This window comes from Collinsella sp. TF05-9AC, from assembly GCF_003438495.1.
In the GTDB taxonomy this organism is placed as follows: Bacteria; Actinomycetota; Coriobacteriia; order Coriobacteriales; family Coriobacteriaceae; genus Collinsella.
The window spans coordinates 50,080-72,147 of sequence record NZ_QSSH01000005.1 but is presented as its reverse complement, the minus strand read 5'-3'; the positions used below and the strand labels follow the sequence as shown (position 1 = coordinate 72,147).

21 protein-coding genes are annotated in these 22,068 nt (G+C 58.6%); 4 read left to right on the top strand and 17 right to left on the bottom strand.

Annotated features, from left to right (window positions below):
* Positions 1-68: 68 nt before the first annotated feature.
* The 11 genes from DXC52_RS02700 to ileS all read right to left on the bottom strand — a co-directional run bounded on the left by DXC52_RS02700 (position 69) and on the right by ileS (position 12,686).
* Positions 69-1,481 carry an AI-2E family transporter gene (locus tag DXC52_RS02700; protein ID WP_117746031.1) on the bottom strand — a complete coding sequence of 471 codons (1,413 nt, stop codon included), beginning with the start codon at positions 1,479-1,481 and terminating at the stop codon, positions 69-71.
* Positions 1,478-2,269, bottom strand: a complete 792-nt coding sequence (locus DXC52_RS02695; protein WP_022094589.1) for an RNA polymerase sigma factor SigF — start codon at positions 2,267-2,269, stop codon at positions 1,478-1,480. Before DXC52_RS02695 ends, DXC52_RS02700 begins: the two co-directional genes overlap by 4 nt.
* A gap of 1 nt (position 2,270) precedes the next feature.
* Positions 2,271-2,648 carry an ATP-binding protein gene (locus DXC52_RS02690; protein ID WP_117746030.1) on the bottom strand — a complete coding sequence of 126 codons (378 nt, stop codon included), beginning with the start codon at positions 2,646-2,648 and terminating at the stop codon, positions 2,271-2,273.
* Positions 2,641-3,228, bottom strand: a complete 588-nt coding sequence (locus DXC52_RS02685) for a hypothetical protein (protein WP_117746029.1) — start codon at positions 3,226-3,228, stop codon at positions 2,641-2,643. Before DXC52_RS02685 ends, DXC52_RS02690 begins: the two co-directional genes overlap by 8 nt.
* A gap of 100 nt (positions 3,229-3,328) precedes the next feature.
* A complete protein-coding gene (locus DXC52_RS02680; RefSeq protein WP_199409423.1) occupies positions 3,329-4,678 on the bottom strand; it encodes a replication-associated recombination protein A in 1,350 nt (449 codons plus the stop codon).
* A 60-nt stretch (positions 4,679-4,738) separates the two neighbouring features.
* The gene (locus DXC52_RS02675; RefSeq protein ID WP_117746027.1) at positions 4,739-5,986 is read right to left on the bottom strand and encodes a deoxyguanosinetriphosphate triphosphohydrolase family protein; all 1,248 of its coding nucleotides are present in this window, start codon (positions 5,984-5,986) and stop codon (positions 4,739-4,741) included.
* Positions 5,987-6,017: 31 nt separating this feature from the next.
* Entirely contained in the window at positions 6,018-6,440 is a 423-nt protein-coding gene (locus DXC52_RS02670; protein ID WP_117746026.1) for a prepilin peptidase, read from the bottom strand.
* Between the two features lie 81 nt (positions 6,441-6,521).
* Positions 6,522-7,817, bottom strand: a complete 1,296-nt coding sequence (locus tag DXC52_RS02665; protein ID WP_117746025.1) for a glycosyltransferase family 2 protein — start codon at positions 7,815-7,817, stop codon at positions 6,522-6,524.
* Positions 7,818-7,899: 82 nt separating this feature from the next.
* Complete coding sequence (locus DXC52_RS02660; protein WP_117746024.1) at positions 7,900-8,913, bottom strand: RluA family pseudouridine synthase; 1,014 nt, start codon at positions 8,911-8,913, stop codon at positions 7,900-7,902.
* Positions 8,913-9,440 carry a signal peptidase II gene (lspA, locus tag DXC52_RS02655; protein WP_233504748.1) on the bottom strand — a complete coding sequence of 176 codons (528 nt, stop codon included), beginning with the start codon at positions 9,438-9,440 and terminating at the stop codon, positions 8,913-8,915. Before lspA ends, DXC52_RS02660 begins: the two co-directional genes overlap by 1 nt.
* Positions 9,441-9,908: 468 nt before the next feature.
* Positions 9,909-12,686 (bottom strand): isoleucine--tRNA ligase, encoded by a 2,778-nt coding sequence (gene ileS, locus DXC52_RS02650; RefSeq protein ID WP_233504753.1) that lies wholly within the window; start codon positions 12,684-12,686, stop codon positions 9,909-9,911.
* A gap of 510 nt (positions 12,687-13,196) precedes the next feature.
* Here ileS and DXC52_RS02645 point away from each other — a divergent pair.
* A complete protein-coding gene (locus DXC52_RS02645; RefSeq protein ID WP_117746022.1) occupies positions 13,197-14,279 on the top strand; it encodes an iron-containing alcohol dehydrogenase family protein in 1,083 nt (360 codons plus the stop codon).
* 48 nt (positions 14,280-14,327) lie between these two features.
* Here the strand turns inward: DXC52_RS02645 and DXC52_RS02640 are convergent, their stop codons facing one another.
* On the bottom strand, positions 14,328-14,783 hold the full coding sequence (locus DXC52_RS02640; protein WP_117746021.1) for a DUF523 domain-containing protein: 456 nt from the start codon (positions 14,781-14,783) through the stop codon (positions 14,328-14,330).
* 81 nt (positions 14,784-14,864) lie between these two features.
* Positions 14,865-16,757, bottom strand: coding sequence for an ATP-dependent zinc metalloprotease FtsH (gene ftsH, locus DXC52_RS02635; protein WP_199409422.1), 1,893 nt, complete (start codon positions 16,755-16,757; stop codon positions 14,865-14,867).
* A 122-nt stretch (positions 16,758-16,879) separates the two neighbouring features.
* On the opposite strand from ftsH, the gene DXC52_RS10385 reads away from it, so the two are divergent.
* Both DXC52_RS10385 and DXC52_RS02625 read left to right on the top strand, forming a co-directional pair.
* The gene (locus DXC52_RS10385; RefSeq protein ID WP_117746045.1) at positions 16,880-16,924 is read left to right on the top strand and encodes a hypothetical protein; all 45 of its coding nucleotides are present in this window, start codon (positions 16,880-16,882) and stop codon (positions 16,922-16,924) included.
* Positions 16,921-17,097: a cob(I)yrinic acid a,c-diamide adenosyltransferase gene (locus DXC52_RS02625; protein ID WP_233504746.1), complete on the top strand. Its 177-nt coding sequence runs from the start codon at positions 16,921-16,923 to the stop codon at positions 17,095-17,097. The genes DXC52_RS10385 and DXC52_RS02625 overlap by 4 nt, the downstream gene beginning before the upstream one ends.
* Before the next feature lie 129 nt (positions 17,098-17,226).
* Here the strand turns inward: DXC52_RS02625 and DXC52_RS02620 are convergent, their stop codons facing one another.
* The 4 genes from DXC52_RS02620 to thyA all read right to left on the bottom strand — a co-directional run bounded on the left by DXC52_RS02620 (position 17,227) and on the right by thyA (position 21,102).
* The gene (locus DXC52_RS02620) at positions 17,227-18,576 is read right to left on the bottom strand and encodes an MATE family efflux transporter (protein ID WP_117746020.1); all 1,350 of its coding nucleotides are present in this window, start codon (positions 18,574-18,576) and stop codon (positions 17,227-17,229) included.
* A 125-nt stretch (positions 18,577-18,701) separates the two neighbouring features.
* Positions 18,702-19,616, bottom strand: a complete 915-nt coding sequence (locus DXC52_RS02615) for an RNA methyltransferase (protein WP_117746019.1) — start codon at positions 19,614-19,616, stop codon at positions 18,702-18,704.
* A 109-nt stretch (positions 19,617-19,725) separates the two neighbouring features.
* Positions 19,726-20,244, bottom strand: coding sequence for a dihydrofolate reductase (locus DXC52_RS02610; protein WP_117746018.1), 519 nt, complete (start codon positions 20,242-20,244; stop codon positions 19,726-19,728).
* Between the two features lie 9 nt (positions 20,245-20,253).
* Positions 20,254-21,102, bottom strand: coding sequence for a thymidylate synthase (gene thyA, locus DXC52_RS02605; protein ID WP_117746017.1), 849 nt, complete (start codon positions 21,100-21,102; stop codon positions 20,254-20,256).
* 166 nt (positions 21,103-21,268) lie between these two features.
* Here thyA and DXC52_RS02600 point away from each other — a divergent pair, with 166 nt between their 5' ends.
* Positions 21,269-22,033: a NifB/NifX family molybdenum-iron cluster-binding protein gene (locus tag DXC52_RS02600; RefSeq protein WP_117746016.1), complete on the top strand. Its 765-nt coding sequence runs from the start codon at positions 21,269-21,271 to the stop codon at positions 22,031-22,033.
* The last annotated feature ends 35 nt before the right edge of the window (positions 22,034-22,068 follow it).

Sequence of the window (22,068 nt, the reverse complement as noted above, 5' to 3'; positions counted from 1 at the left end):
CCGGCCCCTTATCAATCGCTTTGGTCGCGTTTCTTGTCATTTACAACTTCAAGAAACGTTAATAGAACCTATTTAGAATCCGAATCGTCCATGGAGCCGTCGATGCCGGTTTTGGTATCGTCGTCCGAGTTGGAGTCATCGTCCTTGGCAAAGGGGTTCTTGAAGAAGCCCGTGGCATCGGGTTGCAGACCCGAGAGCTTGATCCAGTGGTTATCGAGCTCGGGCTTGGGCATGGCCTTGGCCTCGGGCGCGGTCTCGTTGCCGATGAGCTCGGACTCATAGATGAAGGTGTCGTCGCCGAGCGCGTCGTAGGCGGCGACCGGGTTGCCATCGGCATCGCGGTACGGTGTGCCCTTAAACACGGCGCCGTCATAGGCCACAAGCTGGCGGCCGGTCTCATTCTCGAAGTAGTACACGAAGATACCCTTGAGGGCCGCACAAAGCGGGATGGCAATAATCATGCCGATGGGGCCCATGAGTGCCGAGCCAATAACGAGCGCCGTGAGGCTCATGATAGGATGCACCTGTACAGAGCTCTGCATAACCTTAGGCGAAATCACGTTATCGGTGACGTTTTGCGCGACCATCGTCACGACGAGCGTCCATAACGCCAACATGGGGCTGAACATGAAACCGAGCACTGTGGCGATTGCTGCGCTCACCCAAGGGCCGACGACCGGAACCAAATGCATGATGCCGGTAAAGATAGCCATGAGCGCCGCATACGGATGGCCGATGATCATAAAACCGATAAAGGCGAGGAAACCACCGCAGATGGACGTCACGACCATACCGCGCATGTAGCCGCCGACAGAGCGAGAAAGGATGGCGACCATAAAGCGGTACGAGGTCTCCTTCTCCTGACCGATGATGGTGCAAATCTCGCGGTGCATGCGAGGGTAGTCGCAGGCCATCCAGTATGCAAGCACCAGACCAAGGAAGATCACGAACAACTGCGAGGCCGTATTGGTGATGAGCGGGAACACGCCGCGGCCAAGCTCGGCAGCAATCTGAGACACATACTTCGATGCCACGGCAACCAGCGACGACAGGTTGTCGTCCAAATACTCCTTGAGCGGCGTGTTGTTGAGCGTCTTGGCATGCGAGATCATCTCGTTGAGGTCGCCACCCGCAACACGAAGCTGCTCGGGTAGGCGGCTCAGGACTTCCATGATCTGACCAAAGAGAATCGGCGACAAGATGCAAACGACACCGACGAGCACGGCAACAACAACAATAAGCGCGATAAGCGAACCAATGCCGCGATTCACGCCATGGTGCTCGAGCAAGTTGGTGATCGGGGACATCACAAAGGCAATGATGGAACCAACAGCGAGAAACTCGATAACCGGCGCCAAGATGCCCATAAGGTTAAAGATGACAGCGGCGATGACAATGCAGCCGACAACAGCCCAAATGCGAAGCGTCAGAATGCGGGTGTCGCGCAGCACGCGATCGGTTTGTTGGGGGTGCTCACTCATGAACGAATCATCACTCCGTCGGGGTCGATCTTGTCCTGAATCTTCTTAAGCGTGCGGCGCAGCAGACGCGAAACCTGCACCTGAGAAATACCCAGCTTCTTGGCGATCTCGATCTGGGTCATGCCCTTCACAAAGCGCAGCTCGATCACCTCGCGCTCGCGCGGCGAGAAATCACGGATGGCTTCCTCGATCACTAAGCGGTCATCAGTAAAGTCGAGCTCGTTGTCGTCGTCGGCGTAACGGTCGAGAATCGAGGGGGCATCGTCGGAATCGGACGCACCAGGAGCCTCGATGGGCACCGAGGTATAAGCCGAAGACGATTCCATAGCCTCGAGAACCTCATCGACAGTCACATCTAGATACTCAGCGATCTCCTCAACCTTGGGCGAACGCTGCAGCTCGTTGGTAAGTTTGTCAGTAGCCTGGTTGACCTTGGCCGAGAGCTCCTGCAGACGACGCGGTACGCGCACGCTCCAGCCCTTGTCGCGGAAATGGCGTTTGATCTCGCCCAGGATAGTGGGTGTCGCAAACGTCGTGAACTCGAGTCCGCGCTCGGGATCAAAACGGTCGATAGCCTTGAGCAAGCCCAAATAGCCGACCTGCATGAGGTCGTCGAGCGGCTCGCCGCGATTCTTAAATTTGTTGGCAAGAAACCTTACCAGGTTCATATGGGACATGACGAGCTGCTCACGGGCGTCCGGATCACCGGTCTCCTTGTAGCGACGAAACAGCTCGCGGGTTTTCTCCTTGTCCCAAGCGGTCTTACCGCTCCGGGAACGTTCGGTCATATTAGATATCCGCCTTGAGGTCGAGGGAAAGCGTCAGGGGCGCCGCAGTCTTTTCGTAGGAATCGCACACGCTCGCGAGGATGAGCTCGGCATACACCGCAGCCTGGTCGTCTTCATCGACCGTAGCCTGGTCACCAAAGGTAATAGTCATGCCAACGTGGGTCTCATCGACATCGAATTTGATGGTGATGTCGTCGCAGTCGACCGCGGTGCAACCAAAGATGAAAGCCTCCTCGGCAGCCATGCGGATGTCCTCGATGCGATCGACAGACATAGAGCACAGGGCACCAACGTTGGCTGCCGTCATGCGCACAAGGCGAGCGAGACGCGGGTCACCGGCAACGGTCAGCGTGATAGGGCAGGTTGCTTCGCTACTCATCGCAGGACTCCTCAGAGGTCTCGGCGGGCGTATAGGTGTAATACTGAGCCGGCTTGGCTACAGAATTCTGAGCCACATCCGCGCCATCGGCGGCCTCGTCCTCGCCAATTAGGACGCGCTCGGTAGGCTGCTCGGCCTCCGCAGCGGCAGCGGCGAGCTTGCGATCGGCATCGGCTGCAGGAGCCTTCACCTTATTGAAGAGCTTCTGCACAGCACCAGCGGCAGAGTCAGTCACGCTCGACACAGCATTGCTGGCCTCGGCCATGCTGCCCGTAACCTCGGAAATGTCGCGAACCACGGCTTCGACCTCTACGAGATTGGAGGTAAGGGCATCAACTGCCGTCTTGCTCGACTTAAGCAGCGGCTCCATCTGGGCAAGCGCCGGCGTAAGCTCATCGACAGCGCCATCGAGCTTTGCCACCACAGGCTGAGCCTCGGCGATGGTGTTGTTGAGGTCGTTCACGGTCTTATCGAGCGAGTCGACAACGGTGCGGGTCTTGCGCAGGGTAAGCGCGAGCTCAACGATGGCCCACACGCCGGCAAAGGCGAGCAGCAGCAGGGCAATCTGAATGGGACTCATACAAGCCTCCCAAAGGAATCGATATACAGACGGTTTCCATGGTACCCCAAAGGGGACCGAACATGCCAAGAGCAGCAACGTGGGACAAAATTATCAGCAGCTACTTCGGTGCATTCCCGCTGCGGTCACGTTCACTTTGCTCTACGCGCCATTCTTCCCAACCGCGGCCGGCAGGCTGCCAGAACGCGCCGCGCTCCAGTCCCTCGGGCAAATAGCGCTGATCGACCCAGCCTTCGGGATAATCATGTGGATACTTATACATACCGTATTCATCGCTGCCCGGGCGATGGCGATCGCGCAGATAACTCGGCACCTCGCGAAGCCCACTAGAATGGATATCGGCCAGCGCCGCATCGATCGAAGCCTCGCACGCGTTGGATTTTGGCGCCAAGCACACATAGAGAGCGGCCTGAGCCAGGTTAATGCGGCACTCGGGATAGCCAATGACCTCGGCAGACTTAAACGCGGCATGTGCCACCAAAAGCGCCTGCGGGTCGGCGTTCCCAACGTCCTCAGAAGCATGAATCATAATACGGCGTGCAATAAACTTAGGATCCTCCCCTGCATCGATCATGCGCGCAAGCCAGTAGACCGTGGCATCGGGGTCGCTACCGCGCATGGACTTGATGAACGCACTGATGATGTCGTAGTGCATGTCGCCGTTTTTGTCATACGTAAAGCCGCGACGCGGGTTGGCAATCTTTACGTCATCCACGGTGATGGGATAGCGCTCCCCCGCCGCCGGCGCTGGCGTCCCCTCGGGATCGGGACGCGTAACGGCAATCTCGCTCGCCAGCTCAAGTGTCGTCAGGGCCGAGCGTGCATCACCCGCAGCCAGCGTACAAATGGTCTTGACCGTATCAACATCGGCCGAGAACTTTCCATTCAAGCCCTGCGGTGCCTCAAGCGCACGTTCAATAAGCGTGGCGATATCCTCATCCTTCAGATGCTCAAGCTCCACCACACGCCCACGCGACAACAGTGCCGAGTTAACCTCGAAGTACGGATTCTCCGTCGTAGCGCCAATCATAATGACGGTACGGTTCTCAACTGCATGCAGCAGGGCATCCTGCTGCGACTTAGAGAAGCGGTGAATCTCATCGATGAATAGAATGGTGCGGCGGTCGTAGGTATTCAGGCGCGTCTTGGCCTCGTCAATCACGCGACGCAGGTCCTTCACAGTACCCGTGACGGCGCTGACCTCGACAAACTCGCTCTTGGTATGGTTGGCGATAATGTGGGCCAGCGTCGTCTTACCCGTACCGGCCGGCCCGTACAGAATCACGCTCGAAAGCACGTCGTGCTCGATCGCGGCACGCAACCATGAGCCCTTACCGACGGCCTTTTGCTGGCCCACATACTCGTCGAGCGAATTGGGGCGCATGCGCACCGCAAGCGGCGCATTTTTAAAGGAACGCTCGCGCGTCGAGGCAGAAAAAAGGTCGTCCATAGCCATCCCGTGCATCCATCAAAATCGTTGTTCCTCAACAGTATACCGAAAATATACGAACTACCGTTCGTTAATATAGGTACGATGCGGAAACTTCAGCCCCGGGAACAGCTTGCTCGTCAGCTCACAGAAATAGCCGTCCGTCATGCTCGAAATGTAATCCACTACGGTCTGATCTTTATCATCCTGCCATGCATAGGTGCGATTGTAGTAGGAAAGCTGCCGCTCAATGCGCGAAATGTGATGCTTAAAGATATACGAAGACTCGTCGCCTTCGTTTATATCCTGCAGGCAACGGTCATAGAGCTTTTCGAACGCCTCGCGCAGCTCCGTTTCGGAGTCGCCCTCGATGCCGCCCTTGCTATAGATCTTCTCGTAGTTCTCGCGCTTAGCGCGGCGGATTTCCTCGAACAGGTCCTCGCTCATCTCGATGCGCGGCTTGCCATAGCTGTGCTCGACGATATCGATAGAGGCATGCGTGAGAATCCAGCTGTTGTATGCTCCGCCAAGCCCATCGTCAAAAGCGTCGGGTGACAGCAGGCCCGCCGCAATGGCGTCTTGGCGATCACGCCCCGCATAGGCAAGAATATCCGAGATGCGAACGACACAGCCCTCAAGCGTCATGGGGCGCAAGTGCTCAATTGCGCTATAGCCTGTGGCAATGCAATCCTCGACGGTTCGATCGAACTGGTCAAAGGAACCCATGTCCGAGAGCTCGAACACACGCTGCTCGTACTCGCCGTTGTGGCAGAGCACGCCATCGAGCGTCTGAAGCGACACGTTGCGACCGTACAGCGCATCGAGCACGCGGACCGACTGCACGTTATGGAAAAAATAACGACCCGTGCGCTCGTGATAGATATCGTTGAGGAATCGCTCGCCGGCATGGCCGAAAGGCGTGTGCCCCAAGTCGTGACCCAGACCGATCGCTTCAATCAGATCGCAGTTGAGCCCGAGGGCGCGACCGATATCGCGCGCAATGCGCGAGACGAGCTGCACGTGTAGACCACGACGCGACAAGTCGTCGTTGCTTCGAAAGCTAAAAACCTGCGTTTTGCCTGCATAACGGGTGTACGCCGGTAGATGGAGGATTTTTTCGGTATCGCGCATAAACGTCGGACGCATAAGCGTGCCTTTGTCCGCATCGCGATCGACACGACGAATGACCTGGTCGTCGTTGCAACGATACGGATTGACAGTGCCCGAAGCACGATTGGCGGCAATGCGCTCGACGAGCTCGGGCGACAACGCCGAAGGAATACGGTCCATACACGCCTTGATGGCGGCCGTTTCTTGATTAGTTGCCATGGCATGCTCCTTAAGAACGATGCGCAATCGGTTACAGAGTGCAGCCCACGACCTCGATTATGGCAAAAATCGGCACTAAAAACGGGAGCAATGGCAGGGAGCACGATTTTGTGAAGAGGCAGGAGAGGGCCAGGGCCAGGAGTGCGACGGCAAATGCCACGATGCCACCCATAGGGTCGAGCGTGCAAAGCGCGAAGAGTGCTTTGGCGTCCCCCATGCCAATCCCCGGGGCTTGACGAAGGCGCCGCCAGAGCGACTCAGTAAGCACAAGGGCAAGGTAGACGATGACCGCAAGACCGGCATGATCAAGTGCAGTGTTAACGCCCCTGTCGAGCCAAACGCCTGCTAACGCCGCCACGGCACATGCGCCGGCAAGCTCATTGGGAAACCGCCGCTCACGGGCATCAATCCACGCGCCGGCAAAGATGCAAATCCAAAACGGGATATAGATCATCGAAAACCTCCTTGAGCAGCTGCTCAAAAGCAAAAACCACCACAAAGGTGCCTGTCCCCTTTGCGGTGGTTTTGGTGGTGGTTATTTGGCGCCTTGCATGACCTCGTCAAGGGTAACGCTGACGGCGTGCTGCGTCGGGACCCAGTCGACCTTCAGGAACAGCGCGGCCACCGTGATGGGGATATAGCTGAACATAAAGATCGGGAAGGTAAACAGGTTAGTCACCAGACGCCACTTTTGCGCGCAGTGAATGTGCTTGTACTCAAAGATAGTCGTGAGCAGCGCCAGGATAAAGAAAGTCAGATACATCATGGCGAAGGTCATAATGAGCGAAGCGGCACAGGCCTGCATCTCGACTTCGGTAGCCAAAAAGCCGTGCGAGAGTCCACCCACGATCAGGAACGTCGCATTGGCGAGCATCGAGATGAGCGACAGCAGCATACCCGGGGCGATCGTCATGAACATGTCGTAGGCGGCAAAGCGATGGTAGCGGAAGGTCGACTTGACCAGGTGCTTACCGTAAGTAAAGAACACCTGGTAGAAGCCCTTGGTCCAACGCATGCGCTGTTTCCAGGACGCCTTAAACGTCACGGGTTGTTCGTCAAAGAACTCCGCCGGCGCATAGCCAATGCGAATGCCGTGAATGGCGCAGAACGTGGTGAACTGAATGTCCTCGGTCAGCGTGTGGAACCGCCAACCGTGCATGCCCTCGATAACGCTGGCGGAGATGAGGTAGCCCGAACCCGAAACAGCGCAGGACGTCTTGCAGATATTACGCGCGTTGTTGAGGAAGCGCGCCTCGCGTAGATACCACGTGGCATTAGCAGCCGAGATCCACGAGCTGCCGAAGTTCTTGGAATTGCGATAGCTCGTGACCACATGGAAGCCCTGGTCAAAGGCATCATTCATCTTGGAAACATAATCGCGGGAGATAACGTTATCGGCATCGAAGATAAAGTAGCCCTCAAACGTGTCGGGATACTCGTTGAGAATGCGGTCGAAGCCAAAGTCCATGACCCAGCTCTTGCCCTTGCGGGCCAGGTCATTGCGCTCGTAAACAATGGCACCGGCCTCGCGCGCGAGCTGCGCCGTGTTGTCGGTGCAGGCATCGGCGACCACGAAAACCTCGATAAGCTCGGACGGATAATCCTGATCCTTGATGGAGCGAACGAGGTTAGCGATCACGGCCTCCTCGTTATGCGCCGCGATAAAGAAGGCATAGCGGTGAAGTTTTTTGGCCTTGGGAGGCGCGACCTCGCCACGAAGAGCGCCAATGACAAAGAAGACCACCTGGTACAGAAAGCAGACCGTGAGCAGCGTAACCACAATCTGGTTAAAGATCACGATGGGCGTGTTAGTTTGTAAAAAGGCGAGCATGCAGGCTCCCGAGAACGCGTTACGTAAACAACCGTATATCTTACCGCAGGCTTACCGAGTTCAAGAAACCACCTAATACCGGCTAGGCTTCGAGAAGGCCAAGCTGCGGGACGATGTCGTCGCCGGCGGCGGTGCGGCCAAGCGAGCGCGGGGCCAGGTCGTCAAGAACCGCAGCGAGATCCCAAGGCAGCTCGTCGCGGCATTCGATGAGCTCACCCGTCGCGGGATGGTCGAATGCGACGCGCCAGGAATGAAGGAATTGCCTGGTCAGACCCTGATCGGCGCACGCATCGCACTTACCGTAGAGCGGATCGCCCACGCAGGCGTGGTTGATATGGCGCATATGCACGCGAATCTGATGCGTGCGACCGGTAAACAGGTGGCACTCGACAAGCGTGTAGCCGTCGTCGAAACGCGTGGAATCAAAGCGTTCAAGCACCTTGAAGGTCGTGATGGCCTGGCGCGCAAAGGGGTCATCGGAAACCGCCATCTTCACGCGGTCGCGTGTCGATCGGGCAATACCGGTGTTGATGGTGCCCTCGTCCATGGCGATGTGCCCGTGAACGAGCGTGATATAGCGACGGTCGAGCGTGCGCGTACGGATAAGATTTTGAAGTGCGCGCTGGGTGTCGTCGTCTTTTGCCGCGAGCATAAGGCCCGAGGTATCGCGATCCAAGCGATGCACGATGCCGGGGCGGTCCTCACCCTGCACGGTACCAAGATGATCGATACCGCAGTGGTAGACCAGAGCGTTTGCAAGGGTGCCGCTCTCGTGGCCATGGGCGGGATGGCACACCAGGCCGCGCTGCTTGGAGAGCACGATGAGGTAGTCGTCCTCGTAACGGATATCAAGGGGAATGGCCTCGGGAATCACATCAGTGGGATCGTGCGGCTCGGGCAGGTCGACCGAGATGCGGTCACCGGAGCGCACAGCATACTTTTTTGATAGGCAGGTCTCGCCGTTGACGGCAACGGCGCCGCCCTCGATCAAGTGCGCGCAGGCAGAGCGCGTGGGGCAGCCATCGTTGGCGCCCAGATAGGCGTCAAGACGCTGACCAGTGGAATCGTCGGCAACAAGAATATGGATGTCGGCCATTAGCGCTCATTCCTTTCGCGAATCTTGCGGGCACGCTCCCCACGCTGCTTGGCTTTGCGTTTGGCGCGGGCCTCGTCACGGGCGTTGAGCTCGGCGGTCGCATCGACCTCGCGAGCGGCGGGACTCAAGAACATGTAACCGATAAGAGCCAGCACGACACCGACCGTAATGCCAATATCGGCCACGTTAAAGACGGGGAAATCAATGAAGGTAGCGGCAATAAAATCAGTCACAAAGCCCATGGCCAGGCGATCAATCGCGTTGCCGACAGCACCGCCCGCGACCATGGCCATGCCCACAACCTCAAGACGAGCAAGCTGAGGCGCACGCAGCAAGTACACGGCAATGGCGACAATGACCGCAAGCGCCAGCACGGCGAACGCAACGCCATGGCCCTCGCCCATACTAAAAGCGGCTCCGATATTGCGAACAAACAGAAAGTCAATCACACCGGGGATAACGGTCATATGCAGGGCATCGCCCACGGCACGAACCGCAAGCTTGGTCAGCTGGTCAACAAGCAGCACAACAAGCGCTACCCCACCAGCAACACCTAACCGCCAACGCAAAGGCGGCGTCATATCCGCACCACGACCCAAAGAAATCCCCTACCCTAAGAACATCGAATTGCGTTTAACGCAATTAACCATCTTATATTGCCACACGCAGAACGCACGACATATCCACCAACGCTAGCGAAATAATCAGCATAAAACGAAAGCGACATTCCGAAAAACAGAATGCCGCTTGAATATGACACAGGTAGTCGTTGGGGACGTTCTTGTTTGACTAGTCGTTTAAGAACGTCCCCAACGACTAGGTCCATAGAAACGCCGCATTACCGTCGCCAACAGCGAAAACGTCCCTAAGCGAGCAAGGTGACGTGAAAAAGGAGGGAAGCGTACTTTGGTACGCGACCGACGATTGAACGTCAGATTGCCGCTTAGGGGCGTTTGCAGCGTCGGTAGGTTACGGCGTTCTACGAACGCCGTAACCTACAGCGCATCAGCGCAGCGCTTACAGATATGAGCGTGGCCGTTGTACTCGCCAACGGTGGTGCGGTAGTTCCAGCAACGGTCGCAGCACTCGCCCTCGGCAGCTTCAATGGCAACGGAGAGTTCCTCGCCCTGGGTCAGCTCAACATCGGAGACGATGTAGAACTCGGCCAGGTCGACGGCCTTATCACCGGTCAGCAGCGCGTACATCTCGGCGGGAACGACCGCCTTGACGCGGACCTGCTGGCTCTTAGTGAAGGTGCCGGCAGAACGGGCATCCTCAAGGGCCTTGGTCACGGCGCTACGGAGCTCGAGCGAAGCCTCGAGCACGCCCTCAAACTCATTGGCCTCGTCGACCGTGATGGGCGACTTGTACCAATCGAGCAGCGCGGCGTACTTCTGGTGATCGACGCAGCCGGCGGGCGCATATGCCATGGCCTCGTCGACGGTATAGGACAGGATCGGCTGCAGGTCGCGCATGAGCATCGAGAAGAGCTCGGCCAGCACGGTCTGGGCACTGCGGCGCTCGAGCGAGCCGGGCTTGTCGCAGTACAGACGATCCTTCAGGGCGTCGAGATACACGTTGGAAAGCTCGGTAACCACGAAGTCATAGAGCGCACGGTAGGCGCGCGGGAACTCATAGCTGGCGTAGGCGTCGTCGACCTCGGCCTGGACCTGGGTCAGACGGGCAACCATGAGCTTGTCGAGCGGCAGCAGGTCGGCAAAGGCGACGCCGTCGGTCTCGGGCTCAAACTGACCCTCGAGCTCGGAGAGCAAGAAGCGCAGCGTGTTGCGGAAACGACGATAGGCATCGGACGTACGAGCGAGAATCTCATGGTCGATGGAGACGTCGGAGCTGGTGTCGACGGAGGCAACCCAGAGACGGATGATGTCAGCGCCCATCTCGTCGCAGACCTTGTTGGGGTCGATGACGTTGCCGAGCGACTTGGACATCTTGCGGCCCTGGCCATCGAGCGTGAAGCCCTGCGAGACGACCGCCTTGTACGGAGCATGGCCGTTGGCACCCACCGAGGTGAGCAGCGAGCTCTGGAACCAACCGCGATGCTGGTCGGAGCCCTCGAGATACACGTCAGCCGGGTACTCAAGCTCGGGTCGATACTCGCAGACGGCCTTCCAGGACACGCCGGAGTCCCACCACACGTCGAGAATGTCCTTATCAGCCTTGAGGTGATGGCCGCCACACTTGGGGCAAACGCAAGCCTCGCCCAGGTAACTCTCGGGAGCGTCGGTGAACCAGGCGTCGGAGCCCTTCTCGTGGAAGAGCTTGATGACGGCGTCGAGCGTGGCGTCGTTCATGACCTTCTCGCCGCAGTCGGCGCAAGTGTAGCTGGGGATAGGCACGCCCCAGTTGCGCTGACGGCTGATGCACCAGTCGGGACGCTGCTCGACCATGGCGCCGATGCGGTTGGCCGCGTGGGCCGGATACCACTTGACGTTCTCGCGGACCTCTTTGCCAGCCTGCTCGCGCAAACCGGTCTTGTCCATCGAGACAAACCACTGGTCGGTAGCACGGAAGAGCACCGGGTGCTTGCAACGCCAGCAGTGCGGATAGCTGTGCGTGATCTTCTTCTCGAGGACTAGGGTACCGCGCTCGCGCAGGAACTCGATGATGTGCGGGTTGGCCTCATCGGTGTCCATACCGCTGAAGGGGCCACCGGTGCCAAACTCCTCGCCGGTGTAGAACTTGCCGTCGTCATCGACCGGCATGCAGATGTCGGTGATGCCCTCCTTGAGGCAGGCAAAGTAGTCGTCGACGCCGTGGCCGGGCGAGTTGTGGACAATACCGGTACCGTCATCGACACCGACGTAATCGGCCAGCAGCGCCACGCCCTCGACACCGTCGAAGATCGGCTGCTTGTAGTGGATGTGGTGGAAGGTCTCGGCGGGAACCACATAGGGCTTGCCGTCGACCATAACCGGAGTGTACTCCCAGCCAAACTCCTCGCAGCACTTAGGAGCCAGGTCCTCGAGCATGACCTCGGCGCGGCCGTCGTGCTCAACGGCGACGTAGGCGGCGCCGGGCTTGAAGGAAACTGCCTGGTCGGAGGGGATGGTCCACGGCGTGGTCGTCCAGATGATAAAGTCGACCGGGCCGTCGAAGTTCTCGAGACCGGCGGGCTTGGAGGTCATCTCAAAGCGCACGAAGATGGACGGGCTCGTCTCGTCGGAGTACTCGATCTCAGCCTCGGCCAGCGCGGTGTGGCAGTGCTTGCACCAGTGGACGGGCTTGTGGCCGCGATAGATCATGCCCTTGTCGAACATGGCCTTGAAGACCTCGATGTCGGCGGCGTCATGCTGGTGATAGAGCGTCAGATAGGGGTTGTCCCAATCGCCGAGCACGCCCAGGCGACGGAAGCCGGCCTTCTGTAGCTCGATGTTCTCGACAGCGAACTTGTTGCAAAGCTCGCGGATCTTAGCCGTGGAGGTCTGGTTGAACTTCTCGGTGCCGAGCTTCTCCTCGACCTTATGCTCGATCGGCTGGCCATGGCAGTCCCAACCGGGGACATAGGGAACCTCATAGCCCTGCATCATCCAGTAACGGTTGATCATGTCCTTGGAGATCTTGTTCATGGCGTGGCCGATGTGGATCGGGCCGTTGGCGTACGGAGGGCCGTCGTGCAGCACGAACTTCTTGTGACCCTCGTTCTTCTTCAGAACCTGCTCGTAGACCTTGTTGTCCTGCCAGTCCTTGAGTCGCTTGGGCTCGGACTTGGAAAGACCGGCACGCATGGGAAAACCGGTCTTGGGCAGATTCATCGTCTGCTTGTACTCGTTTGCCACGGTACCCCTTTCATGTCGTGGGCGCGCACGCCCGTTGGGCACCAAAAAAGCGCCCGTCCCTACAAGCTGGGACGAAGCGCCACAAAACGGACTGTACGCCCGCAAAAGCTCTTCGTTTAACCACCCAGCTTAGATGCCCTCGCCCGCGTATTCGCGCGCTCGCATCCGTTACTCGGCTGGCCTGTATCGACGACCATCTCGGCGATATCTACTAAGACGAGCCTGTGCGACGCGTCCGTTGGGACCGCAGCTCCGGGGTGATTTTCATCGGTCGCATGCACGGGTTCTCAGCGCTCCCCGCTCTCTGTAACATGCGTACGGCCGACTACTCGTCCCCATCAACGCTTATGCGGAGTATGCTAGCACGTTCCGCGCCGGCGAAAAACCCTCAACACTGGTTTTATACGTTCGAAATTTCTCGCGGCTGTGGACCTTCTCTAGGAGCAAAATACCTGAAAGCACTTTATCGAAAGAAAGAAGGTTGCCATGCGCACGATTGGAATGAGTGATTATACCGTTGGCGAGGATTGCTTTACCGAGCTGCCCGCCGCACTGGCCGAGTACGGAGCGACCAAGGTCGCCATCATTGGCGGCAAGCGAGCCCTGGCTGCGGCGCTGCCGGGAATCGAGGCGGCACTTGAAGGTACCGATGTCGAGGTCCTGGAGACGCGCGTCTATGGCACCAACAGTACGCGTGCCAATATCGCCAAGGTCGTGAACTCCCCTGCCTGCCAGGAAGCCGACGCGCTCATCGCATGTGGCGGCGGCAAGGCACTCGACACCGTGAAGACCGCAGCCATCGAGCTCAAGAAGATCGTCTTTACCGTACCGACGATTTGCTCCAACTGCTCCGCCGCGACCGCCATTGCCGTCGTGTACAACGACGACGGCTCGCTCGAGGGCTATTCGTACCCCAACCGACCGGCGCACATCTTCATCAACCCCAAGATCATCGCCGAGGCACCGGCGGAGTACTTCTGGGCCGGCGTAGGCGATGCCCTGTCTAAGCAGCCCGAGGTCGAGTACGCCACGAGCGCCGGCAATTTGGAGCACACGGCAGGCCTTGGCTTGGCACTCGCCCACACCTGTTCCGAGCCGCTGTTTACCTATGGCGTCCAGGGTCTTGAGGACGTGCGCCAGGACCTGTCGAGCGAGGCTGTCAAGCAGATCGCGCTCGACATCGTGGTCAACACGGGCTATGTCTCGAACCTGACCAACCAGAACGATTACTACTACAACTCGAGCGTGGCACACGCGTTCTACAACGCCACCTGCAGCATTCCGCGTGAGGGCACCTACCTGCACGGCGAGATCGTGAGCCTGGGCGTGCTCGTGTTGTTCGCCTACACGGGCGACACCGAGAACCTTAAGCGCTACGCTGCCTTTAACAAGCAGATGGGGCTGCCCGTGACGCTTGAGCAGGTCGGGCTTTCCGAGGCCGACATCCCTGCCCTGTGCGAGTACGCGCACGCCACCAACGAGTGGAAGCAGGGCAACCCGGAGCCCTTCACCGACGAGAAGTTCGCCGCCGCCATCAAGACCGCCAACGCCTACGGCCACACGCTCTAGACCCAGGCCAAAACCACCACAAGGGAGCAGTGCCCTTGTGGTGGTTTTTTATTGCTCCAGCATGCTGGGGTCGAACTCGCTTGCCGGGATCACACGGTAGCCGTGGCGCAGGAGCAGGTCGACGAAAACACCGTTGCCCGCGGTGAGCGTACTGCTAAAGGTGCCGTCGTAGATGTGACCCGCACCGCACGAGGGGCTGCGGTCCTGAAGGATGCACGCGACTATCTCTTCCGGTCCGCCTGCCTGCTCGCACATATCGAGCGCACGTTGGGCACCCAGGCGAAATTCACGATCAACCGAGATGCCCTCGCAGGTACGAACCTCGCCGTTCACAATCTCGGACGGCTTGCGCGGCGTGAGCAGGCCGCCAAAGACCTCGGGGCACACGAGGAGGACCTCGGTCCCCGTGCGCTCGCAAGCCTCGACCAACGCGCGGTGGTAGTTATCGAGCCCGTTATACTTGCAGCTCTCGCCCATCAAGCAGGCGCTCACCACGATCTTCATTTCCATCCCTCTCAAGCAAAACGCCCCATTTGAGATAGGCACTCAAATGGGGCGTCGATATTTACTATCCCGAACGCAACGCTACTGCTGCTTAGACATCAGCGGATTTTCGCGCGTGAGGAGGTTCATAAACTCCTCGCCCGTGATCGTCTCCTTCTTGTACAGATAACGAGCCAGCTCGTGGAGCTTGAACTTGTTTTCCTTGAGGATCTGCAGGGCGCGGTCGTGCGCATCCTCAATCAACTTGGCGACAATTGCGTCCACACGCTCGGCCGTACCGGGGGCGCAGGTGAGCGACGTATCCTGGTTGAGGTACGCATTCTGGACGGTACCGAGCGCCATCATGCCAAACTCGTCGGACATACCAAAGCGCGTCACCATGTTTCGGGCGAGCTTGGTGGCCTGCTCGATATCGTTGGCGGCGCCAGTCGTCATCTCACCAAAGATGAGCTCCTCGGCCGCACGGCCACCGCAGTAGACGGCGAGCTTGTCCAGGACCTCCTGGCGTGTGGTCAGGAAGCGCTCATCCTCCTCGACCTGCATGGTGTAGCCCAGAGCACCGCTCGTGCGTGGCACGATGGTGATCTTCGTGACCGGCGCAGAGCCCTTCTGGCGAGCGGCAACAATGGCATGGCCGATCTCATGGTAGGAAACGACCTGCTTCTCGTGGTCGGAAAGCACCGTGGACTTACGCTGTTGGCCGGCAATGACGACCTCCACCGACTCCTCGAAGTCGTCCTGGGTTGCACGCTTGCGACCTTCGCGAACGGCGCGCAGGGCGCCCTCGTTGATGATATTGGCCAAATCGGCGCCCGAGGCACCAGGCGTGGCGCGGGCAATCGCGGTCAAATCGATCGGCGGCTGCGTCTTCACGCTCTTGGCATGCAACTCAAGAATGTTCTTACGGCCGGTCAGATCGGGCAACTCGACGGGGATGCGGCGGTCAAAACGACCGGGGCGTAGCAGGGCCGGATCGAGGCTGTCGGGACGGTTGGTGGCAGCGAGGACAACGATACCCTTGTGGTTATCGAAGCCATCCATCTCGGTCAGCAACTGATTGAGCGTCTGCTCGCGCTCGTCGTTGCCGCTAAAGCCGCCGCCATCGCGCTTCTTACCAATGGTATCGATCTCGTCGATAAAGACGATGCACGGGGCCTTTTCCTTGGCCTGCTTAAACAGGTCACGAACCTTAGCAGCGCCGCGACCAACAAACATCTCAACGAACTCAGAGCCCGAAATGCTAAAGAACGGAACACCGGCCTCGCCGGCAACAGCCTTGGCAAGCAGGGTCTTACCGGTACCCGGAGGGCCAACAAGGAGAGCACCGCGCGGCAGCTTGGCGCCAATCTCCTCGTAGCGCTGCGGCTTCTCCAGAAAATCGACGACCTCCTTGAGGGATTCCTTGGCCTCTTCCTGGCCAGCGACGTCCTTAAAGGTCACGCCCACGTCCTTGGAGGCGATCACGCGCGCGCCGGACTTACCCAGCCCGCCGCCGCCAAAACCGCCGCCGCCAAAGTTCATCGACGGGCCGTCATCGCCCATAGCCTTCTTCATGCGGCGGTTGAGCCACCAACCGATGAGGAAGAAAATCGCCATGGGAAGAATGAGTGTGAGCAGGTAGTAGGTCATCAAACCCGAGTTTTTATCGGGAACGACCGACTCCAGCGAAGCGCCAGACTCAAGCACGCGATCGGTAAAGCCCGCATCGTTCGGCACACCGGTCGTCTTATAGGCGATATTCTCGTCCTCGCCCTTCTTGGTGTAATAAATCGAGTAATCGTCCGTGTTGTACTCGACCTTGTCGACACTCTTCTTATCGAGTGCTTTGACAAACGTCGAGTAATCGGTCTTCGTAATCTGCTGCGTGTGACCGATGTTGGGGAACAGAACGGTCGAGAGCACGAGGTAGACGACGAAGGCGATGAGCACGTAGAGGATCATATTCCGTCTACGCTTGTTGTCATCCATCTCCATCTGCTTGAACTCCATCTACTGGGGTTGATAATGGTTTCTAGAATACCCAACCCGAGCGACGATAAACCGACGCCGGGCACGAAAGGACAGAGATGGCATCACTGTAAGTCGGCAAGGTTCAAATCTATACAGGCGACGGCAAGGGCAAGACGACGGCTGCTTCGTGACGCGCGAGGATGTCGAAGCGCTGATCGCGATAAAGCCCGCCACCACGGAACTCGTGCTCACCGGCCGCGGGCTGCTGCCGTTGGCCGACCTCGCGGACTTAGTCACCGAAATACGTCCCATCAAACACTACTTCGACGAAGGCCTCCTAGCCCGCCAAGGCATCGAATACTAATTGATTCGTTTTCCGCCAACACCTACAGCTCATAAGGAAGTTGCGGTGGAATAGTACTTGTTTGACGGTCCGCAAGGGCTTTTCAGGAACTATTTCACCGCAACTTATCAGGGGTATCTGACGGATGAGCTAGGCGGTGGCGCGGCCGAGCCAGTTTCCGCTGTGATGGTAGACGATGAACATGGTTGCGGTGATTACCCAGGTTACGGGGTAGACAAGCAGCAGGTGCTCAAGCGACGGATCGAACGGCATAATCGCAAACACCCAGATCACCCTGAGCACGACGGTGCCAAAAATCGTGAGCAGCATGGGCTGCAAGCTCACGCCGGCACCACGAATGGAGCCCGACGCGTTCTCGATAATCGAGAAAATCGCGTAGAACGGCGCAATGAAATGAAGAATCGTCGTGGTATACGCCGAAATCGAAGCATCGTCGACAAACAGACGCGACAACGGACCCGAGAATACCAGCAGCACGGCAGACAGGCCGCCAATGAGCATAAAGGACAGCACGAGCGACGTATGGTAACCCTTGCGCATGCGCTCGTAGTTGCGCGCGCCAAAGTTCTGTGCCGAGAACGTGGTGATCGACACACCAAGCGCCTCGGTAACCATCCAGACAATGCCATCCAGGCGGCCCGAAAGACCCCACGCCGTGGTGACATCGGCACCAAACGAGTTGACCGACACCTGAATCAAAACGTTGGAAATCGAATACGCAGCAGACTGAAAGCCAAGCGGCAGACCGCATGAGATCATGCTCTTACAAATGCCCGGATCAATGCCGAGTTTGGACAGTGAAAGCCGCCACGCACCCGGTGCGTGCATCATACGAATCACGATCATCGTGGCGTTGGAGCAAATGGTCAGCGCCACCGCGATGCCGCAGCCAAGAGCCTCCATATGAAGCACGGCAACGAAGATAACATCCAGCACCGCATTAACAAGGCAGCCGGAAGCGATGATCACAGCAGGCCCGCGCGTGTCGCCCACGGCGCGCAGCAGTGCCGTCCCCATATTGAGCAGCAGCGCCGCAACCATGGCGGCAAAATAGCAACGAGCATAGGCCACGCCCTCGGCCAATAGTTCATGCGGCGTGTTCATAAGCACCAGCATGGGCTCAACGAACACTATGCCAAGAATCGAGAAAACGATACCGCCCACCAGCGCGAGCGTCATGGCCGTATGGACCGAACGGCTCAGGCGGTCATCATCGTGCTGGCCAAAATACTGACCGGTAATGACCGCGCAGCCGGCGCCGACGCCAACGCAAAAGCCAATGCAGAGCTCGGTGAGCACCATCGTGGCTTGAATGCCACCCAGTGCGAGCTTGCCACCAAACTGGCCGACGATATAGGTACCGATGAGCGTGTAAGCCTGCTGAAAAAACGAACTAAAAAAGATGGGAACGCACAGCGAAAGCAACTGCTGCCAAATAACACCCTGCGTTACATCGATAGCCGTAGATTTCTTAGCCACACGCCCTCCCCAAAAGCGCACGTCAACCGACAAAACAGCAAATTAAGACCAACGCCAATACCAGCTTAGCACCGACCGGCGTCGACCGAAACACCCCGAATCAGAGCCCGGTGCGAACTATCTGCCTAGTGATACAGCCCCGGCTGGTAGTGGTACTCATTACTCACGTGCGGGCACAGCTGCCAAAAGGCGACGGCACTCGCCGCTGCCACGTTAAGCGAATCGACCCCGTGCGCCATCGGAATGCGCACGGCCCGGTCGCAGCCCGCGATAGTCTTGGCACCCAGGCCGGCACCCTCGGTACCCATAAAGATTGCCAGGCGGTCAATCTCCTGCAGCACGGGATCGTCCAGCGATACGGAATCGTCCGTCAATGCCATGGCAGCACAAGAAAAACCGGCTTCGTGCAGTGCCGCCAGGCCATCGTGCGGCCACACGCGAGCCTCGCTGCCAATGCGCGTCCACGGCACCTGAAACACCGTGCCCATGCTCACGCGGGCCGAGCGACGGTACAGCGGGTCGCAGCACGTAGGGCTGACCAAAATACCGTCAACGTTCAATGCGGCCGCCGAACGGAAAATCGCGCCCACATTGGTATGGTCGACAATGCCCTCGAGCACGCACACACGCACCGGACGCTCCCCCGCCGCCTCGACGACGCCGTCGAGAAACTCATCAACCGGAATCTGCCGCGGGCGACGAAACGCCGCGAGCGCACCGCGCGTCACGTTAAAGCCCGTCAATTGCTCCATGAGCTCCATGGAGGCAACGAACACAGGAACCGGACCTGCGCCCTCGCGCACAACCAGGCGCTCAAACAGCGGCATCATCTGATCGAGCCAGCGTTCGCCCAAAAGAAAGCTCACCGGCTGGTATCCGGCACGCACCGCGCGCTCGATAACCTTGGCACTCTCAGCGATAAAGATACCCTTTTGGGGCTCCAGCACGCAGCGAAGCTCGCGCTCGGTCAGTCGCACGTAGGCGTCGAGCCGCTCATCCGTAAGCGAATCGATTCGCAGAACCTCAACGGCATCAGTCATAGCAGCCAGCCCGCACCCTTCTTAACAGCACATCTATACCAAACGAGGCGACGCGAAGCGCCGCCCCATGCATTCAATCAACCCGATAATACCGTTCACGCTAGGCGATTTACGCCTCAACGCGACGATATGTCACGAACTCATAATCGACACCCTCGTCGCCCTCGCCCGAGGCAATCGTGGCAACACCGCCACGCCACGCAATCTCCCACGCGGGATCGGCGTCCAAATCGGGAAAGTACGTGTCCACGGCATGAGTGCAATGGTTGTGCGTGACCTCGGCCTCGGCGCAATACGGCAAAAACTGCCGATAGACATCGCCGCCGCCGATCACCCACGCAACGGGCTCATCGGCAACCGCGGCGAGAGCCTCGTCGATGCTATGCACCACGTCGACGCCCTCGACAGCAAAATCCTCGTCGCGGGTAAGCACGATATTGCGACGGTTCTTGAGTGGACGCCCACCGGGAAAACTCAGCAGCGTCTTGCGCCCCATGATGACCGGGCAGCCCTTGGTGCAGGCCACAAAATGGCGCATGTCGGCGCGATTGGACACCACCATGTCGCCCTCGCACCCAATGCCCCAATCGTCACACACGGCAACGATAGCAGATAGCTTACACGTCATGAGCACCACCTACACCGCAATGGGAATGTTCTTGACCTGCGGACCGTGCTCGTAGCCCTCCACAATCAGGTCGTCGGTCGTAAACGCATAGAAATCATGCACGTCGGGGTTCAGCGTTACCTTAGGCGCCGCAAACTGCGGACGCTCGATAAGCTCGCGGACGATATCGACATGCCGGTCGTAAATGTGGGCATCGGCAATCACATGCAGCAGCTCGCCAGCGATCATATCGACCGACTGCGCGACCATCATCAACAAAATAGCGTACTGGCACACGTTCCAGTTGTTCGCGGCCAAAATGTCCTGGCTGCGCTGGTTGAGAATCATGTTGAGCGTGGGCTTGTCGTCCTGCGGGCGCTGCGTGACGTTATAGGTCACGCTGTAGGCGCACGGATACAGGTGCATCTCGGACAGGTCGCTAAACACGTACGTGTTGGTCATGATGCGGCGGCTGTACGGCGTATGCTTAAGGTCGTACAGCACACGGTCCATCTGGTCAAAGTCGCCCTCGGCGTAATGGCTCTTCTGGCCAATCTGATAGCCGTAGGCCTTGCCGATGGAACCGGTCTCGTCGGCCCACTCATCCCAAATATGGCTGTTGAGGTCATGGACGTTATTGGACTTCTTTTGATAGATCCACAAGATCTCGTCCATGGCAGATTTAAGCGCCGTGCGACGCAGTGTGAGCGCGGGGAACTCCTCGCGCAGGTCGTAACGTGCCGTAACGCCAAAGTTTTTAATGGTATAGGCAGGGGTGCCATCCTCCCACACCGGTCGGACCTTTTGGCCCTCGGTGGTGGTGCCATGGTCCAAGATATCGCGGCACATGGTTACAAACTGTTGATCAGCCTTGCTCATTGACCCTCCCGTCAGTCGCCTATAAGCGAAATTCATTGTAGCCCAGGCGCACGCGACCCCACAGCCCAAACATAAGCCCTCATTTTCTGACATATGCCAGAAATTCCTTGCGCATATCCGCACGTTCGATATTCTATTGTTGACATATGTCAGATTAGGAGAGTGAATGGCAGGGAGACGAGAAAAATTACGCCGCGTTGGGATCATCCCCGAATATCGCGGTTTTACCCCCGACGGCCTTGCCAGCGGAGATGCCATCGACATGACGGTCGACGAACTCGAGGTCCTGCGCCTATGCGACCTGGAAGGCCTCAATCAGGAGAAAGTCGCCCAGTGCATGGGCATTGCCCGCGCCACGGTGGCGTCAATCTGCAGCCGCGCGCATCGCAAGGTGGCAAACGCGCTGGTCAACGGGCGGGCGCTCAGTATCGAGGGCGGCAATATCGCATACTCCCCCATCACCACGACGACGGCCGCATGGCCAGCAAAGGAGGTCGGCACCATGAGGGTGGCAACGACGTACGACAACGGCAACATCTTTATGCACTTTGGCCGCAGCGAGCAGTTCAAGATCTACGACATCCAGGATGGCAAGGTGCTCAACGAGCAGGTCGTAGGCACCGGCGGCACCGGCCACGGCGCCTTGGCGGGCCTGCTTGCCAACGGTGGCGTTGACACGCTCATTTGCGGCGGTATCGGCGGCGGCGCTATCAACGCGCTTGCCCAAGCCGGCATCACGGTCTATGCGGGCGCCCAGGGCAGCTGCGATGCCTGCGTCGAGGCCCTCATTGCCGGCACGCTCGCACAGAACGGCGAGGCCACCTGCGACTGCCATGGACATGATCACGAGCACATCCACGAGCATGGCGAGTCCTGCGGCTGCCAAGGTCACCACGACCATGACGGGCACGAAGGCTGCGGCTGCCACTAGCGGCAAGCACCTCGTCGAGAACGCGCTTCCACGCG

Coding starts and splice junctions, on each gene's coding strand:
- DXC52_RS02700 (WP_117746031.1), bottom strand. CDS start 1,481: ATGAGTGAGCACCCCCAACAAACCGATCGCGTGCTGCGCGACACCCGC.
- DXC52_RS02600 (WP_117746016.1), top strand. CDS start 21,269: ATGGCAGGGAGACGAGAAAAATTACGCCGCGTTGGGATCATCCCCGAA.
- DXC52_RS02660 (WP_117746024.1), bottom strand. CDS start 8,913: ATGGCCGACATCCATATTCTTGTTGCCGACGATTCCACTGGTCAGCGT.
- ileS (WP_233504753.1), bottom strand. CDS start 12,686: ATGAATCTGCCCAAGACCGGTTTTCCCATGCGTGCCGGTCTTTCCAAG.
- DXC52_RS02685 (WP_117746029.1), bottom strand. CDS start 3,228: ATGAGTCCCATTCAGATTGCCCTGCTGCTGCTCGCCTTTGCCGGCGTG.
- DXC52_RS02690 (WP_117746030.1), bottom strand. CDS start 2,648: ATGAGTAGCGAAGCAACCTGCCCTATCACGCTGACCGTTGCCGGTGAC.
- DXC52_RS02610 (WP_117746018.1), bottom strand. CDS start 20,244: ATGACGTGTAAGCTATCTGCTATCGTTGCCGTGTGTGACGATTGGGGC.
- DXC52_RS02695 (WP_022094589.1), bottom strand. CDS start 2,269: ATGACCGAACGTTCCCGGAGCGGTAAGACCGCTTGGGACAAGGAGAAA.
- ftsH (WP_199409422.1), bottom strand. CDS start 16,757: ATGGAGATGGATGACAACAAGCGTAGACGGAATATGATCCTCTACGTG.
- DXC52_RS02680 (WP_199409423.1), bottom strand. CDS start 4,678: ATGGACGACCTTTTTTCTGCCTCGACGCGCGAGCGTTCCTTTAAAAAT.
- DXC52_RS02665 (WP_117746025.1), bottom strand. CDS start 7,817: ATGCTCGCCTTTTTACAAACTAACACGCCCATCGTGATCTTTAACCAG.
- DXC52_RS02645 (WP_117746022.1), top strand. CDS start 13,197: ATGCGCACGATTGGAATGAGTGATTATACCGTTGGCGAGGATTGCTTT.
- DXC52_RS02615 (WP_117746019.1), bottom strand. CDS start 19,616: ATGACTGATGCCGTTGAGGTTCTGCGAATCGATTCGCTTACGGATGAG.
- thyA (WP_117746017.1), bottom strand. CDS start 21,102: ATGAGCAAGGCTGATCAACAGTTTGTAACCATGTGCCGCGATATCTTG.
- DXC52_RS02670 (WP_117746026.1), bottom strand. CDS start 6,440: ATGATCTATATCCCGTTTTGGATTTGCATCTTTGCCGGCGCGTGGATT.
- DXC52_RS02640 (WP_117746021.1), bottom strand. CDS start 14,783: ATGAAGATCGTGGTGAGCGCCTGCTTGATGGGCGAGAGCTGCAAGTAT.
- DXC52_RS02675 (WP_117746027.1), bottom strand. CDS start 5,986: ATGGCAACTAATCAAGAAACGGCCGCCATCAAGGCGTGTATGGACCGT.